Source organism: Allobosea sp. LjRoot90 (assembly GCF_964254315.1).
Classification (GTDB): Bacteria; Pseudomonadota; Alphaproteobacteria; order Rhizobiales; family Beijerinckiaceae; genus Allobosea.
The window spans coordinates 374,303-388,954 of record NZ_CAXUTF020000003.1; the positions used below are offsets into that span (position 1 = coordinate 374,303).

Sequence of the window (14,652 nt, forward strand, 5' to 3'; positions counted from 1 at the left end):
CGCACGTCGCGCTGCCACGCACGTTCGCGTGACACGCGCCCGTGTTCGCCATCTCATCCTTTGCCAAGATGGTGCGCCGCTGTCTCAGAAGCTGACCTTGAGCCGCGCCTGCCCGCCGATGCGCCTGGCGCTGTCCGAGAGCTCGCCATCGATATGAGCCCCCAGCGTCACCGACGGGCTGAGCCTGAAGTCGAGCCCTGCCGCCAGCAGCGCGCTGTTGCGCGGCGTCCTGGCTCCATCGATCGCAAAGCCAGAGCCCGTCAGGCCGGCGATCGAGGCGCTCAGGCTGACATCGCGCTGGTAATAATGTGCCCAGGCTGCGCGTAGATAGCCTGCAAGCGCCCGCCCGCCCAGCGCACTGGCGTAGTCGAGCTGCAAGCCGATCTCGCTGCGCGAGGTCACGTCGGTGCTCTTGCCCACAACAAGCGCCCCGGCATTGGCGCCTGCCCAGTTCGCTTCGATCCTGGCCGGGCTACGCGCCTGTACCGCCTGCACGGCCGCCAGCGGCGACATTGTGAAACCGCCCCAATCGGCAAGCGCTACGCTCGCCTGCAACCGGCCGCTCCACGCGGTCGCGCTGTAGGAGGAGGACAGCGCGCTGCCGAGCGGCGGGATGCTGCGCTTCACATCAGTATCGAGCACTCCATAGCCGACGGCCGCCGCGAGGTTGAGCGGGCCGAGCCGGCTCGTGCCATAGAGGCCGGCCTGGAAAACGTCGGCCTTGGCCTTGCCGAGCCCCCCTGCCAGCGACGCATTCGCGCTGCCGCCGGAAAGCGCGAAACCCACCACCGTGCCGGGCGCGATCCGCAGATCGGCGCCGACCGCCAGATGCGCATCGTCGAGATCGCGCCGCGCCGAACCGACCCGGGCTACCCCATCGGTACGCCCGGATGCGCCGAACGCCGCACCCCAGACCGTATAGGCCGGCGCTGGAGGTCGAGCGGCATCCTGCAGAGGCACGCCCTTACGTGCCGGAAGAGCGGAGAAGGCCGCAGCCCCCTGCGCCTGCCCTGGCGTCTCGCGTCCCGCCGCGAACGGATCGAGCATCGCCCGCAGGAACTGGTCGGCGGCGGAGAACGCCATCGCTGGAACGGCCGTATGGACTTCACCCGAGAGCTGGTTCACCGCAGCGGGAATCGATGCAGCCGGGAGGTTGTAGATCGCGAACAAGGCCGAAGGGTCTGCCCCGCCAGCCACCGCCCGGTCGAGGCCGCTGGCAACTGCATTCGCATTGGCTGGAGCCACGACCAGGCCGGCCAGCGGCTTGGGCGCGAGCGTCACCAGCAGGTCCGTCGGAGTGTAAGCAACGTTGGCGGCGATGCCGGCGCCGAAAGTGGACGAACCATCGACGGCGCCAAAGCGAGTTCCCCCGAGGCCGCCCTGAGCCGAGAGCAACGTGTAGGAAGACCCGAAGCTGTAGGCGCCAGGCAGGAAGGCCAGTTTCAGCGTCCCCGCCAGGGCTGCCGTGCCCGTGACATTGATTCGATCGGAAACCGCCCCCTGGATCTCGGCGAGATAGGTGGAATTCGTCCCCATCGTCAGGTTGCCGTTGACCGTCAGCACGCCCGGCGAGTTGCCAGGAGAGATCGTGCCCAAGACGGTCGTCGACGGCAGCTGCCCCGTACCGCCGATGGTTCCTCCCTCCCCAATGGTCACGCTGGAGAACGACGCCAGTGATCCCTCAGCCACCAACAGGCCGCCAGTAACCTGCATCGAGCCGGTAAAGCTGTTCGCGCCACGAAGCGTCGTCGTCCCGCTTTCATGGATGATCGTGCCCTTGCCGGTGATGCGAGCGGAGACGACGTAGTACGTATCGGTATGGTTGAAGACGAGCCGCCCTGTTCCAGCGCCGAACCGGATCTCGGACACGTCCAGAAACCCCGCGCCTCGGGCCTGAGCCCCCGACGCGGCGCCGATATTCACTGTGCCCGTCGAGCCCGCGAGGTTCGCGATAGACAGCAGCCCGGCCCCGTTATCGACGCGCGCAGTGCCGCCGCTATCGATCGTCAATTCGGCAACCCCGGCACCGCCAACGATCAGGAAGCTCGAGCCGAGCCATTGGGAGTTGGCGCCGGTCACACGCAGATCGCCGCGCGAGCCGGCCAAATAGCCGACAGCCCCCAGGGTCGTACGATATGTCGCGCCATTGGCAATGAGGAGACGGCCTTGACCGCTCCATCCGATGCCGGTGAAACCGGTGGCCGTCAGCGTCGAGCCGGCGCCGTCAAGGGTGAGCGATCCCTGCCCTCCGGCGAGAAATCCCACATAGACATTGTTGCCTACCGTCACTTTGCTGCCGCTTGTAACGACAGCATCGCCGCGGCCCGTTTGGCCGACCACCAGCGCGCCCCAGACGTCCCATTTCGAGGCGTCGATGGTGGCATTGCCGACCGCCCCCGCATTGTAGCCAAGGGTTATGGCACGGTCTGAGGCGCTGGCGCCGGCCAGGATCTGGTAGGTACCCTGGCCACTATCGCCGACGACATGACCCGTACCGTTGTTCCAGGTCGTTCCCGCCCCCGTGACGGTGATGGCACCGACCCCGGTGGCGAAGATGCCAGTCCGGACGAACTGGTTGAAATTCGCGCTCCCGCCGTTCGAGACGGCGAGCGCGCCGCTGCCTCTGAAGCCGACGTCGAGATGGGTACCGTTCCACGTGCCACGATCGACACGCGCCGACCCGATCTCGCCGACGGCATTGCCGATGGTCACGTAGTCGGTGGTGGTAAGCACGCCTCCCGCCCCCACCGTCAACGCCTGGCCCGCCCCGGCGGCCCCGATGTGGAGCGTCTTCGTAGTGGCGCCGGGCGCGGTGATGGATGGCGCGATCAGCGAGCCCGCCCCGATGACGACTGCGGTCGCTCCGGTCGGAAGGGCCCCGGTCGACCAATTCGTTGCCGTGTACCAGTCGGATGTGGCGCCTTGCCAATTCGTCTGCGCAAGACCGGGCGTGGCGGCGAGCGCAAATATGCTCGCTGTCGACATCGCCGCCGCCCTGACACCAAGCGCGGCACGACCTAGGGTAAGCATAGCTTGCTCTTAAATTTTTAGGAAAACTGAAGCGGCACAACCTAGCGTTACATTGTTAGCTAACCAAGCATTAACTCGGCGAGATTCCACTTAAATGTGAACAGCCGTACAAATCCGGCCAGCGCCACCCTATTGCGCCACCGCAAGAGAGGGAGATGGCGATTTTTCTTGAGACTTCCCTTTGGGAATCGTCAGGCTTCCTCGCAGGGCGGGATTCCGAGGGCCGCACCGGCCATGCGTGTCGCGTTGGCCGCTTGACCCTTCGCCATCTTGTGTTTTGACGCCCGGACGCCAATAAGGCCCGGAGCATTCGCATCATCATCTCGCCACCGCCCCTTTTGCGGCGGCAACGCAACGGACCAGCCATAATGGGCTTCAAATGCGGTATCGTCGGCCTGCCGAATGTCGGCAAGTCGACCCTCTTCAACGCGCTGACGCAGACGGCGGCCGCGCAGGCGGCGAACTATCCGTTCTGCACGATCGAGCCGAATGTCGGCGACGTCGCCGTGCCCGACGAGCGGCTGGAGAAGCTCGCCGCCATTGCTGGCTCGAAGGAGATCATCCCGACGCGGCTGACCTTCGTCGACATTGCCGGCCTCGTCCGCGGCGCCTCCCGCGGTGAGGGTCTCGGCAACCAGTTCCTCGCCAACATCCGCGAATGCGACGCCATCGCCCATGTCGTGCGCTGCTTCGAGGATGGCGACATCACCCATGTCGAAGGCAAGATCTCGCCGATCGACGATATCGAGACCATCGAGACCGAACTGATGCTCGCCGATCTCGACAGCCTCGAGAAGCGCGTCCTGCCGCTGGAGAAGAAGGCGAAGTCCGGCGACAAGGAAGCCAAGGAACTGGCCGACCTGATGAATCGCTGCCTCGTGCTGCTGCGAGAGGGCAAGCCGGCCCGCCTCGTCCAGGTCGCGGCCGACGAGCGCAAGGCCTTCGAACTGCTTGGCCTGCTCTCGTCCAAGCCCGTGCTCTACGTGTGCAATGTCGAGGAAGCCAGCGCCGACAAGGGCAACGCCTTCTCCGAGCAGGTCAAGGCCCGCGCTGCCGAGGAAGGCGCCGTCGCCGTCGTCGTCTCGGCCAAGATCGAGAGCGAGATCGCCGTGCTGCCGGCCGCGGAGCAGACCGATTATCTCGAAGCCGTCGGCCTCGAAGAGCCCGGCCTCAATCGGGTGATCCGCGCCGGCTACGCGCTGCTCCACCTCGTCACCTATTTCACCGTCGGCCCGAAGGAGGCCCGCGCCTGGACGATCGAGAAGGGCACCAAGGGACCCGCCGCCGCCGGCGTGATCCATACCGATTTCGAGAAGGGCTATATCCGCGCCGAGACGATCGCCTATGACGATTACATCGCCAATAAGGGCGAGAGCGGCGCGCGCGAGGCCGGCAAGTTCCGGCTCGAAGGCAAGGAATACGTGGTCGCCGATGGCGACGTGCTGCATTTCCGCTTCGCCAACTGAGCCAGCGCCGCCGGAGCGCATTTTGCTCCGGCGTTATGCGTGGTTGGCTTTCGGAGTTTGCGCGTTTTCCGCTCGATCATCAGCGATCCCACGAGCAGAATACTCGCCTGACCAGTGAGATGGGCTGCAGATGCTCTATTTCGAGGACTTCGTCGCCGGCTCCGTGACCGAGTATGGCGCGCTTCCCGTCTCACAGGACGACATCCTCGCTTATGCGAGCCGCTTCGATGCGCAGGACTTCCACATCGATCCGGACAAGGCCAAGGCGAGCTTCGTCGGCACGCTGATCGCCTCGGGCTGGCACAGCTGCGCTTTGTTGATGCGGCTGGCCGCCGAGGCCTTCTTCCTCGACTCGACCTCGATGGGCTCGCCCGGCGTCGAAGAGGTGAAGTGGCTGCGGCCGGTCAAGCCGGGCGATGTGCTCAAGCTGCGCTGGACGATCAGCGAGACCAAGGCGTCGCGCTCCAGGCCCGAAATGGGGCTGGTGAAGTTCCGCTTAGAGCTGCTGAACCAGCGCGGCGAGCCGGTGGTCGAACAGAACAACTGGGTGATGTTCGGCCGCCGTGGCTCCGGCTTCGAGGCGGCAGGCGGTGACTGGCTCGGGCATTCGGTGGGTTACGAGGCACCACACGCGACCGTCACTGTCGAGCCGCCCGCTCTGGCGACCGCCCCTCCTGGCTTCTTCGACGAACTCGTGATCGGCCAGACCTATGAGCTCGGCAGCCTGGTCTTCACGCCGGAGGAGATCGTCGCCTTCGCCCGCTCCTTCGATCCCCAGCCTTTCCACATGGACGAGGAGGCGGCGCGAAAGAGCTCCTTCGGCAGCCTCTGTGCCTCCGGCTGGCACACCGCTGCGGGCTGGATGGCGGCGATGGTCAGCCACCGCCGCCGGCAGGAGGCAGCGGTCGCGCCAGCAGCCGCGCCGCGCCTCGGCCCCTCGCCGGGCTTCAAGAATCTGCGCTGGCTGAAGCCGGTCTATGCCGGCGACCGCATCACCTACCACTCGGCCGTCGCGGACAAGCGCCCAAGCCTCTCGCGTCCAGACTGGGGCCTGTTCTTCCACCACAACACCGGGGTTAACCAGAACGGCGAGACGGTACTGAGCTTCGACGGCTGCGTCTTCATCGAGCGCAAACCGGCCTAGAGCCGGATCCGCCTCTCACATTGAGATGGAGCCCACGGCTGGCGCATGGCTATCGGCGCCGGGGGGCGTTGCCGCCGCCGCGACCTTACGTGATGCTTTCTCTCCAAAATGCGGGAACGGGAGCAGGCGATGGCCAAGGCAAGACAGCTCGGCTGGAAATCGAAGCTGGTTCACTCGGCCGCCAAGGCCCCCGACGGCTTCAGTTCGCTGATCACGCCGGTCTATCGCGGCTCGACGACGCTGTTCAAGGACGCGGCCTCGGTCGGCGATACCTGGCGGCAGGACGAGGCGGCCTACACCTACGGGCTCTACGGCACACCGACGACGCTGGAACTGGCGGCGCGCATCGCCGAGCTGGAGGGCGCGACGCATACCTTTCTGGCTCCCGGCGGCCAGGCAGCGCTCGCGCTGGTCAATCTCGCTTTCCTCGGCCCCGGCGACCACGTCTTGATACCGGAATCAATCTACGGGCCCCACCGCCTCGTCGGGGAAGGCTTGCTGCGCAAGTTCGGTATCGAGGTCGAGTATTACGACCCGCTGATCGGCGAAGGCATTGCCGGGCTGCTGCGCGACAACACAAGGGTGATCTGGTGCGAGAGCCCAGGCTCGGTGACGATGGAGGTGCAGGATCTGCCCGCGATCGCGCGCGCCGCAGGTGGCCGCGACATCACCATCGCGATCGACAACACCTATTCCGCCGGCGTGATGTTCGATGCCTTCCGCCATGGCGCGCATGTCACCTTGCAGGCGCTGACCAAATATCTCGGTGGCCATAGCGACATCCTGATGGGCTCGATCTCGGTCAGGGACGAGGCGCGCTATGCCAGGATCGGCGAGATGCACCAGATGCTCGGCATGGCGGTCTCGCCTGACGATTGCAGCCTGGTGCTGCGCGGGCTGCAGACATTGGGCGTTCGGCTGGAGAGGCTCGAAGCGTCCTGCCTCACGATCGCCAAATGGCTGGAGCAGCGCCCCGAGATCGCGCGCGTGCTGCATCCGGCCCTCCCCTCCTCGCCCGGGCATGCGACCTGGAAGCGCGACTTCACCGGCTCAGCCAGCGTGTTCTCGATCGTCTTCAAGGACGGCTATGCGGAGAAGGACTTGCTCGGCTTCATCGATGCGCTGACGCTCTTCAGGATCGGCTATAGCTGGGGCGGCGTCACCAGCCTGGCCGTGCCCTATTTTCATGTCCAGCGGCAGCACCGCGCCTACGGTTCTCGCCTCGTGCGGCTGAACATCGGGCTCGAAGAGGTTGAGGACCTCCTCGCCGATCTGGAGCACGCGCTGGAGACCCTTCCGAAAGCGCTTTAGACCCGCTCTACCCGGCGATGCGCCGCGAAGCCGCCGGAGGGCTTGCCATCTCGATGCGGTCGCGGCCATTGCGCTTGGCGGCATAGAGCGCCTCGTCGGCACGAGCGTGGAGGCTCGTGCCGTCCAACGGTCCCTCCCCCGCGCAAAGTCCGATCGAGACAGTCACCCCTGTCAGTTCGCCATGAAGCAGGCGCCACGGCACGCGCCGCAAGGCACGGCGGATGGCGGTCGCCGCCTCCCTGGCCGCCTCGATCGACGTGTCGCCGAGCAGGACACCGAACTCCTCGCCGCCGACCCGGGCAACCAGCGCCGAAGCCGATGTGATCTGAGCCGCGATGACTTCGGCGATGGCCTTGAGGCAGGCGTCGCCGACCAGATGGCCAAAACGGTCGTTGATCGTCTTGAAGTGATCGGCATCGATCATCAGCAGCGAGAGCGGCTCTGGTCGGGCTGACGCATCGGCCAGTCGCGCGACAAAGCGGCGGTGATTGGCAAGGCCGGTCAGCCCGTCTGTCTCGGCGAGTTCTGCCAGCGCCACATTGGCCCGGCGCAAGGCCTCCTGCGCTTCCAGCAGCTCCATCTGCTGGCGCTTGGCGGCTGTGATGTCGGCATGGGTGAAGAAGCTGACGCCGCCGGTGCTGTGCCGCGCGATCAGCCGGAGCCAGCGCTGGCCGGGCAACTCAATCTCAAAGGGCACGCCGTCATAGCGCAGGCCGTTGCTGATCGCCGCCCGCCAGGCGCCGGCCGGCGAGGCTTCGCGCCAGCACCAGGCGATGATCTCGTTCAGGGTGCGGCCGACCACCGGCGTGCCTTTGGGCAGATCGTAGAGTCGCCGGAACGCGTTGTTGGCGGCGATCACCCGCTCCTTCGCATCCAGAATGCTGGCGCCGTCCGGAATGAAGCGGAGCGCATCCATCACCGGCAGCACCAGCTCGGGGGCCGTTTCGGAATGGCTCTCGACATCCAGCCGCTGCCATAGCCGCACGCGGCCGCCATCCGGCGCCCGCAGCGAGGAGGCGCGCAGCCTGCGGCCGTTATGGATGAATTCGAAGGGTTGGGTCTGGTTCTCGTGGCGCGTCACACCTTCTGCGACGTGCCGCGCGATCTCCGGCATTTCCTCCAGCGAGAGGCGGCGCTGATAGAACCGCACCAGATTGTCCGCGTAGGGCTCGCCGACGTAGATTTCACCTTCGTCCTCAGGGAAGAGTTGCAGGAAGGTCTGGTTCCAGCACAGAGCCCTCATCTGATCATCGTATTCGCAAACGCCTATACCGAGGGCGTCGAGCGAATCGAGCAGATAGCGCGAGAGCTTCATCCCGCCGTCATTAGACGAGAGCCGTTAACAACCGGTGAGATCGGCCTTTAAGATCAACCGACCTTTCCGTAACCCGCGAACCTGGCCGAAACACGCTCCATCTCGGCCGCGTCGAGAATGACCGGCTCGAGCCCGGAGGCCAGCAGGTCGAGATACCGCCCGGCGAGATTCTCGACCTCCGCGACGATGGTGTGCGCACCGGTCAGGGTAGCGCCAAGCGCGATCACACCGTGATTGGCGAGCAGCACCGCCTTGCGTCCCTCCAGCGCTCGCACCGCGTTCGCCGCCAGCTCCGGCGAGCCGAAGGTCGCATAGTCGGCGCAGCGGACATCAGCACCGCCGCACAGCGCGATCATATAGTGGAAGGCCGGGATGCCGCGACGCGCGCAGGAGAGCGCCGTGGCCCGTGGCGAGTGCGTGTGGACGATCGCCTGCGCATCAGGTCGCGCCTTGTAGATCTCGACATGGAACGGCCATTCCGAGGACGGCTTGCGCTCGCCCGACTTGACCGTGCCATCGAGCGAGAGATGGATCAGGTCCTCTGCCTTCGTCTTCGCATAGGGCAGGCCCGATGGCGTGATCAGCAGCCCGCCTTCGAAACGGGCCGAGACATTGCCCGATTTCGACGGGCAGAAGCCGGCGCGGTCGATCGCCTGCGCGATCTCGACGATCTCGTGCCGCAACGCCTGCTCGTTCATGCCGCTTGTCCCTGCGCGAGATCTGGAAAGAGCCGGCGCAATCCCTCGGCGCTGGCCGGTGCGATGCCGCGCTCCGTGATCAGGCCGGTGACGAGCCGGGCCGGCGTGACGTCGAAGGCCGGATTGCCCGCCGGGCTGCCGGGCGCCGCAACCTGGAAGAAGCCGGTGCGGCCATCCTCGCTCTGGCCGAACAGATGCGTGACCTCGCGCTGGCTACGCTCCTCGATCGGGATCTCCTTCAACCCGTCCTGCAGCATCCAGTCAATCGTCGGCGAAGGCAGCGCCACATAGAACGGCACGCCGTTGTCCCTGGCCGCCAGCGCCTTGAGATAAGTGCCGATCTTGTTGGCGACATCGCCGGTCGCGGTGGTGCGGTCGGTGCCGACGATCACCATGTCGACCTCGCCGTGCTGCATCAGATGGCCGCCGGCATTGTCGACGATCACGGCATGCGGCACGCCATGGCTGCCGAGCTCATAGGCCGTGAGCGCCGCACCCTGGTTGCGCGGCCGCGTCTCGTCGACCCAGACATGGACGGGGATGCCGGCATCATGCGCGAGGTAAATCGGCGCCAGCGCCGTGCCCCAGTCGACTGTGGCGAGCCAGCCGGCGTTGCAATGGGTCAGGATATTGACCGGCTCGCCCGCCGGCTTGCGCGCCGCGATCTCGCGGATCACGCCGAGCCCGTGCTCGCCGATGGCGCGGCAGAGCGCGACATCCTCGTCGCAGATCGCCGCCGCTTCGGCATAGGCTGCTGCGACTCGCTCGGCTGCCGGCAGATCGATCAGGCGCCGTCGCATCCTGGCCAGCGCCCAGTGCAGGTTGACCGCGGTCGGCCGGGTCGCGCCAAGCAGTGCCAGTGCCTGCTCCAAAGCGGCGTCGGAGGCATCGACCCGCAATGCCAGCGCCACGCCATAGGCCGCAGTCGCGCCGATCAGCGGTGCGCCGCGCACCGTCATATGGCGGATCGCATGGGCCGCCTCCTCGGTGGTCGCGAGCCTCACCGTCTCGAAATGGAAGGGCAGCCGCGTCTGGTCGATGACGCGTACGCCCCAGCCGTCTTCGTCGAGCCAGATGGTGCGGTAGTGCCGCCCGTGGATCTTCATGGCGTCAATGTCCGGCGAAGGAGACCAGCGTGCGCACCGGCACGCCGAGCCGCCTGATCTTGTCGGCGCCGCCGAGATCCGGCAGGTCGATGATGAAGCAGGCAGCGACCACCTCCGCGCCGAGCGAAGAGAGCAGCTTCACAGCCGCCTCCGCCGTGCCGCCGGTGGCGACGAGATCGTCGACCAGCAGAACGCGTTCGCCGCGCGAGACCGCATCCTTGTGCACCTCGATCTCGTCGGAGCCGTATTCGAGCGAATAGGGCATGCCGACCGTCTCATGCGGCAGCTTGCCCTTCTTGCGCACCGGTACGAAGCCGGCCGAGAGCTGATGCGCCACGGCGCCGCCGAGGATGAAGCCCCGCGCCTCGATGCCGGCGATCTTGGCGATCTTCAGCCCGGCGAAGGGCTGTACCAGCTCGTCCACCGCGCGGCGGAACGCACGAGCATCGCCGAGCAGCGTGGTGATGTCGCGGAACAGGATTCCCGGCGCCGGATAATCGGGAATCGTCCGGATCGCGTTCTTCAGATCGGCAAGGGCGCTGCGGTCCATCATCTCGTCCATCGGCTGCGGCGCCCCCTCTTAAAGCATGCCGGATCGTTCAAGGAATACCCGTGATTGCGAGGAGGCGTCAGCCGACGAAGCAATCGAGGGGGCGGAAGAACTCTACGATACTGGATTGCTTCGCTTCGCTCGCAATGACGACAACCCACAGACAACCTCTAGCCGGCAGCCTTCAGCACCCGCCCGGCCACCGCATCGAGCTTTGCGACGAGCTTGGGATCGCGGAACTCCGGCGCCGTGACGATCGCGAATTCGAGGGCGTTATGGGAGCCGGCCGGGCAAGGCTCGCGCTCGCGTGGAAAATCGGCGGCGAGCCGTGCCACCAGCTGGCGCGCCTTGTCGGCATTGGCGTGCAGCACGGCGATCACCGAGGCGACGTCGACCGCACCATGCTCCTCATGCCAGCAGTCGTAATCGGTCACCATCGCGACGGTGGCGTAGGTGATCTCGGCCTCGCGCGCGAGCTTGGCCTCGGGCATCGCCGTCATGCCGATCAGGTCGTAGCCGAGGCCCTTGTAGGTCAACGATTCGGCCAGAGTCGAGAATTGCGGGCCTTCCATGGTGACGAGCGTGCCGCCCTGCACAAAAGTAAGGTCCTCCGCTGTGGCCGCAGCCACGATCCGCTCCTGCAATCGGGGCCCGACCGGATGCGCCACCGAGACATGGGCGACGCAGCCCTTGCCGAAGAAGGAGCTGGCGCGGCCGGACGTGCGATCGATGAACTGGTCGACCAGCACGAACAGGCCGGGGTAGAGCTCTGCCTTGTAGGAGCCACAGGCCGAGAGCGAGACGAGGTCGGTCACCCCTGCCCGCTTCAGCACGTCGATATTGGCGCGGTAGTTGATCTCGGAAGGGGGAATCGCATGACCGCGGCCATGGCGCGGCAGGAAGACGATTCTGGTCTCCCCCATCCGGCCGATCCGCAGCACGTCGGAGGGCTCGCCCCAGGGGCTCTCGATCCGCTCCTCGCGAAGGTCGCTGAGCCCCGGCAGGTCGTAGATGCCGGAGCCGCCGATGATGCCCAGAACCGCTTCAGCCATGTCGCCTGCCCTCGAAAGCTTTCCCGGCCAAGGATCAGAAGTTTGTGACGCCTGCGCAACCGCCGACGGCTGCGAAGCACGCTGATCCACAGCCTCGCCCACAAACAAAAAGGGCCCCGTTTCCGGGGCCCTTTCTGATTTCAATTCCGCTCAGTGCACCGAAGCGTGGTCGGGCAGGCGCGACCAGATCTTCTTCTTGGTGAAGTAGAGCAGACCGGCGAAGAGCGCGAGGAAGAGCATGACCTGCAGGCCCATGCGCTTGCGCGCCTCGAGATGCGGCTCCGCCATCCACATCATGAAGGCCGTGACGTCCTTGGCGTATTGATCGACCGTCTCGGGCGCTTGCGGCTTGCCGTCCGCCGCCTTCGTATACTCGACCTGCCCGTCATTGAGCGGCTTCGGCATCGCGATCAGATGGCCGGACATGTATTCGTTGTAGTTCTGGCCGGGCAGCAGCGCCGGGAAGTCCTTCGGCGGATCCTTGTAGCCGGTCAGGAGCGCATGGATATAGTCCGGCCCATTCTCCTGATACTGCGTGAAGATGTCGAAGATGAACCATGGGAAACCGCGCTCATAGGTGCGCGCCTTGGCCAGTACCGACATATCGGTCGGATAGGCTCCGCCATTGGCCGCGCGCGCCGCCAGCTCGTTCGGGAAGGGCGAAGGGAAACGATCGGCCGCACGGCCAGGACGCTCGAACATCTCGCCGACGTCGTTGGGACCGTCCTTGATCTGATAGGTCGCAGCCAGCGCGTCCACCTGGCTGCGCGAGAACTCCGGCCCGCCGGGCTGGGCGAGATTGCGGAACGCGACCAGGCTGGCGCCATGGCAGGCGGCACAGACCTCCTTGTAGATCTTGAAGCCGCGCTGCAATTGCGCGCGGTCGAACTTACCGAACGGGCCGGAGAACGACCAGGACACGCCCGGCGGCTTCGGGGCGCCCTCGGCGGCCAGGACCGGCGAGGCTGCAGCGATGGCGAGGCCGGTGACGAGGCCCGTCAGGGCGCGGCGAAACGAGGTGGTCTTCATCTCGTCAACCCTTGACGTTCGGTTCGGAAGCGGTGGCGTGGGCCAGGCGGGTACCCGAGCCGCCGAGCACCGAGTCGGCAATAGAGGTCGGCAGCTGCGTCGGCCTTTCGAAGATGCCGATCAGTGTCAGCGCCGCGAAGAAGCCGAAATACAGCACCGTCAGGATGCGCGAGATCGTCACATAAGGTTCTGCGGCCGGCATGGCGCCGAGATAGCCGAGCCCAATGCAGACCAGCACGAACATCCAGAAGAACTGGCGCGCGATCGGCCGGTAGGTCATCGACTTGACCTTGGAGGTGTCGAGCCAGGGCAGGAAGGCCAGGATCACGATCGCGCCGCCCATGGCGAGCACGCCGCCGAGCTTGTCGGGGATGGCGCGCAGGATCGCGTAGAACGGCAGGAAGTACCATTCCGGCACGATGTGGGCAGGCGTCGAAGCCGGGTTGGCCGGGATATAGTTGTCGGCATGGCCCATGAAGTTCGGCTGGTAGAACACGAACCAGGCGAAGACCAGCATGAAGCAGACCATGCCGAACAGGTCCTTGATGGTGGCGTAGGGCGTGAAGGGAACGGTATCCTTCTTGACGTCCTTCACCTCGACGCCGGTCGGATTGTTCTGGCCGACATGATGCAGCGCCCAGATGTGCAGCCCGACGACGCCGACGATCATGAACGGCAGCAGGAAGTGCAGCGAGAAGAAGCGGTTCAGCGTCGGATTATCGACCGAGTAGCCACCCCACAGGAAGGTCACGATCGTCTCGCCGATCACCGGCAGCGCCGAGAACAGATTGGTGATGACGGTCGCGCCCCAGAACGACATCTGGCCCCAGGGCAGGACGTAGCCCATGAACGCTGTGGCCATCATCAGCAGGAAGATGATGACGCCGAGGATCCACAGCACCTCGCGCGGCGCCTTGTACGAACCGTAATAGAGCCCGCGGAAAATGTGGACATAGACGGCGACGAAGAACATTGAGGCGCCGTTGGAGTGCAGATAACGCAGCAGCCAGCCGAAGTTCACGTCGCGCATGATGTGCTCGACGGAGTTGAAGGCGAGCGCGGCGTTTGGCGTGTAGTGCATCGCCAGGATCACGCCGGTGATGATCTGCGCCACCAGCATGAAGGCGAGGATGCCGCCGAAGGTCCAGAGGTAGTTGAGGTTGCGCGGCACCGGATAGGACACCGCCGAATCGTGCACCAGACGCACGATCGGCAGGCGCGCATCGAGCCAGCGCTCGATCCCCGTCTTCGGCTGGTAGCTGCTGCTGTGACCGCTCATTCTGCTCGCCTCAAGCTCTCTCAAATCTGCCGATGCCGTCTTCGCCTGCTTGGAGGCTCAGCCGATCTTGATCTTGGTGTCCGCGGTGAACGCATAGGGCGGCACCGGCAGGTTCAGCGGCGCTGGACCCTTGCGGATGCGGCCGGAGGAATCGTAGTGCGAGCCATGGCAGGGGCAGTACCAGCCGTCGAACTCGCCCTTCGACTCGCCGGGAGCAGTGCCGAGCGGCACGCAGCCGAGATGCGTGCAGCTGCCATAGACGACGAGATACTTCTCGTGGCCGGCCTTGGTGCGCTGCTCGTCGGTCTGCGGATCGCGCAGCGTCGCGACGTCGACCGCCTTGGCCTCGTCGACCTCCTTCTTGGTGCGGTTGCGCACGAAGATCAGCTTGCCGCGCCAGAACAGCTTGATCGCCTGGCCTTCCGCGATCGGAGCGAGGTCGAGATCGATCGGGGCGCCGGCAGCGACGACCTGCGCGTCGGGCGCCAGCTGGCCGACCAACGGCAGCAGCAGCGAACCGGCACCGACCACGCCGACCGCGGCAGTGGTCAGGAACAGAAAATCGCGGCGGGTAGGTTCGGTGCCAGTCGTCTCTGTCGCGTGCGCCACGATCCAGTTCCCTGCTCGGCTGCCGGCCTGGCCGGCTCAATCAAAATCACGCGCCCTCATAGG

At 65.8% G+C, this 14,652-nt stretch carries 12 protein-coding genes; 3 read left to right on the forward strand and 9 right to left on the reverse strand.

Annotated elements, in window-relative coordinates:
- Positions 1-84 precede the first annotated feature (84 nt).
- Complete coding sequence (locus ACSQ3M_RS13900) at positions 85-2,985, reverse strand: autotransporter outer membrane beta-barrel domain-containing protein (RefSeq protein WP_436150663.1); 2,901 nt, start codon at positions 2,983-2,985, stop codon at positions 85-87.
- A gap of 413 nt (positions 2,986-3,398) precedes the next feature.
- Here ACSQ3M_RS13900 and ychF point away from each other — a divergent pair, with 413 nt between their 5' ends.
- The 3 genes from ychF (at position 3,399) to ACSQ3M_RS13915 (ending at position 6,951) form a co-directional block, all read left to right on the forward strand.
- On the forward strand, positions 3,399-4,496 hold the full coding sequence (ychF, locus tag ACSQ3M_RS13905) for a redox-regulated ATPase YchF (RefSeq protein WP_436150664.1): 1,098 nt from the start codon (positions 3,399-3,401) through the stop codon (positions 4,494-4,496).
- Between the two features lie 130 nt (positions 4,497-4,626).
- On the forward strand, positions 4,627-5,640 hold the full coding sequence (locus ACSQ3M_RS13910; RefSeq protein WP_436150665.1) for a MaoC family dehydratase: 1,014 nt from the start codon (positions 4,627-4,629) through the stop codon (positions 5,638-5,640).
- Between the two features lie 129 nt (positions 5,641-5,769).
- Positions 5,770-6,951 (forward strand): cystathionine beta-lyase, encoded by a 1,182-nt coding sequence (locus ACSQ3M_RS13915; protein ID WP_436150666.1) that lies wholly within the window; start codon positions 5,770-5,772, stop codon positions 6,949-6,951.
- A gap of 7 nt (positions 6,952-6,958) precedes the next feature.
- On the opposite strand, the gene ACSQ3M_RS13920 is transcribed toward ACSQ3M_RS13915, so the two are convergent.
- The 8 genes from ACSQ3M_RS13920 to petA all read right to left on the reverse strand — a co-directional run bounded on the left by ACSQ3M_RS13920 (position 6,959) and on the right by petA (position 14,589).
- Positions 6,959-8,266 carry a diguanylate cyclase domain-containing protein gene (locus tag ACSQ3M_RS13920; protein ID WP_436150667.1) on the reverse strand — a complete coding sequence of 436 codons (1,308 nt, stop codon included), beginning with the start codon at positions 8,264-8,266 and terminating at the stop codon, positions 6,959-6,961.
- Positions 8,267-8,319: 53 nt separating this feature from the next.
- Positions 8,320-8,964, reverse strand: coding sequence for a class II aldolase/adducin family protein (locus ACSQ3M_RS13925; protein ID WP_436150668.1), 645 nt, complete (start codon positions 8,962-8,964; stop codon positions 8,320-8,322).
- On the reverse strand, positions 8,961-10,070 hold the full coding sequence (gene mtnA / locus ACSQ3M_RS13930) for an S-methyl-5-thioribose-1-phosphate isomerase (RefSeq protein WP_436150669.1): 1,110 nt from the start codon (positions 10,068-10,070) through the stop codon (positions 8,961-8,963). The genes ACSQ3M_RS13925 and mtnA overlap by 4 nt, the downstream gene beginning before the upstream one ends.
- A gap of 4 nt (positions 10,071-10,074) precedes the next feature.
- The gene (locus ACSQ3M_RS13935) at positions 10,075-10,620 is read right to left on the reverse strand and encodes an adenine phosphoribosyltransferase (RefSeq protein ID WP_436150967.1); all 546 of its coding nucleotides are present in this window, start codon (positions 10,618-10,620) and stop codon (positions 10,075-10,077) included.
- 170 nt (positions 10,621-10,790) lie between these two features.
- On the reverse strand, positions 10,791-11,672 hold the full coding sequence (locus ACSQ3M_RS13940; protein WP_436150670.1) for an S-methyl-5'-thioadenosine phosphorylase: 882 nt from the start codon (positions 11,670-11,672) through the stop codon (positions 10,791-10,793).
- 150 nt (positions 11,673-11,822) lie between these two features.
- Positions 11,823-12,701 carry a cytochrome c1 gene (locus ACSQ3M_RS13945; protein ID WP_436150671.1) on the reverse strand — a complete coding sequence of 293 codons (879 nt, stop codon included), beginning with the start codon at positions 12,699-12,701 and terminating at the stop codon, positions 11,823-11,825.
- A gap of 4 nt (positions 12,702-12,705) precedes the next feature.
- The gene (locus ACSQ3M_RS13950) at positions 12,706-13,980 is read right to left on the reverse strand and encodes a cytochrome b (protein WP_436150672.1); all 1,275 of its coding nucleotides are present in this window, start codon (positions 13,978-13,980) and stop codon (positions 12,706-12,708) included.
- Positions 13,981-14,037: 57 nt separating this feature from the next.
- Complete coding sequence (gene petA, locus ACSQ3M_RS13955) at positions 14,038-14,589, reverse strand: ubiquinol-cytochrome c reductase iron-sulfur subunit (protein WP_436150673.1); 552 nt, start codon at positions 14,587-14,589, stop codon at positions 14,038-14,040.
- Positions 14,590-14,652: the final 63 nt, after the last annotated feature.

Bases quoted from the DNA above. Each gene is read 5' to 3' on its own strand.
- ACSQ3M_RS13900 (WP_436150663.1), bottom strand. From the start codon at position 2,985: ATGTCGACAGCGAGCATATTTGCGCTCGCCGCCACGCCCGGTCTTGCG.
- ychF (WP_436150664.1), top strand. From the start codon at position 3,399: ATGGGCTTCAAATGCGGTATCGTCGGCCTGCCGAATGTCGGCAAGTCG.
- ACSQ3M_RS13910 (WP_436150665.1), top strand. From the start codon at position 4,627: ATGCTCTATTTCGAGGACTTCGTCGCCGGCTCCGTGACCGAGTATGGC.
- ACSQ3M_RS13915 (WP_436150666.1), top strand. From the start codon at position 5,770: ATGGCCAAGGCAAGACAGCTCGGCTGGAAATCGAAGCTGGTTCACTCG.
- ACSQ3M_RS13920 (WP_436150667.1), bottom strand. From the start codon at position 8,266: ATGAAGCTCTCGCGCTATCTGCTCGATTCGCTCGACGCCCTCGGTATA.
- ACSQ3M_RS13925 (WP_436150668.1), bottom strand. From the start codon at position 8,964: ATGAACGAGCAGGCGTTGCGGCACGAGATCGTCGAGATCGCGCAGGCG.
- mtnA (WP_436150669.1), bottom strand. From the start codon at position 10,070: ATGAAGATCCACGGGCGGCACTACCGCACCATCTGGCTCGACGAAGAC.
- ACSQ3M_RS13935 (WP_436150967.1), bottom strand. From the start codon at position 10,620: ATGGACCGCAGCGCCCTTGCCGATCTGAAGAACGCGATCCGGACGATT.
- ACSQ3M_RS13940 (WP_436150670.1), bottom strand. From the start codon at position 11,672: ATGGCTGAAGCGGTTCTGGGCATCATCGGCGGCTCCGGCATCTACGAC.
- ACSQ3M_RS13945 (WP_436150671.1), bottom strand. From the start codon at position 12,701: ATGAAGACCACCTCGTTTCGCCGCGCCCTGACGGGCCTCGTCACCGGC.
- ACSQ3M_RS13950 (WP_436150672.1), bottom strand. From the start codon at position 13,980: ATGAGCGGTCACAGCAGCAGCTACCAGCCGAAGACGGGGATCGAGCGC.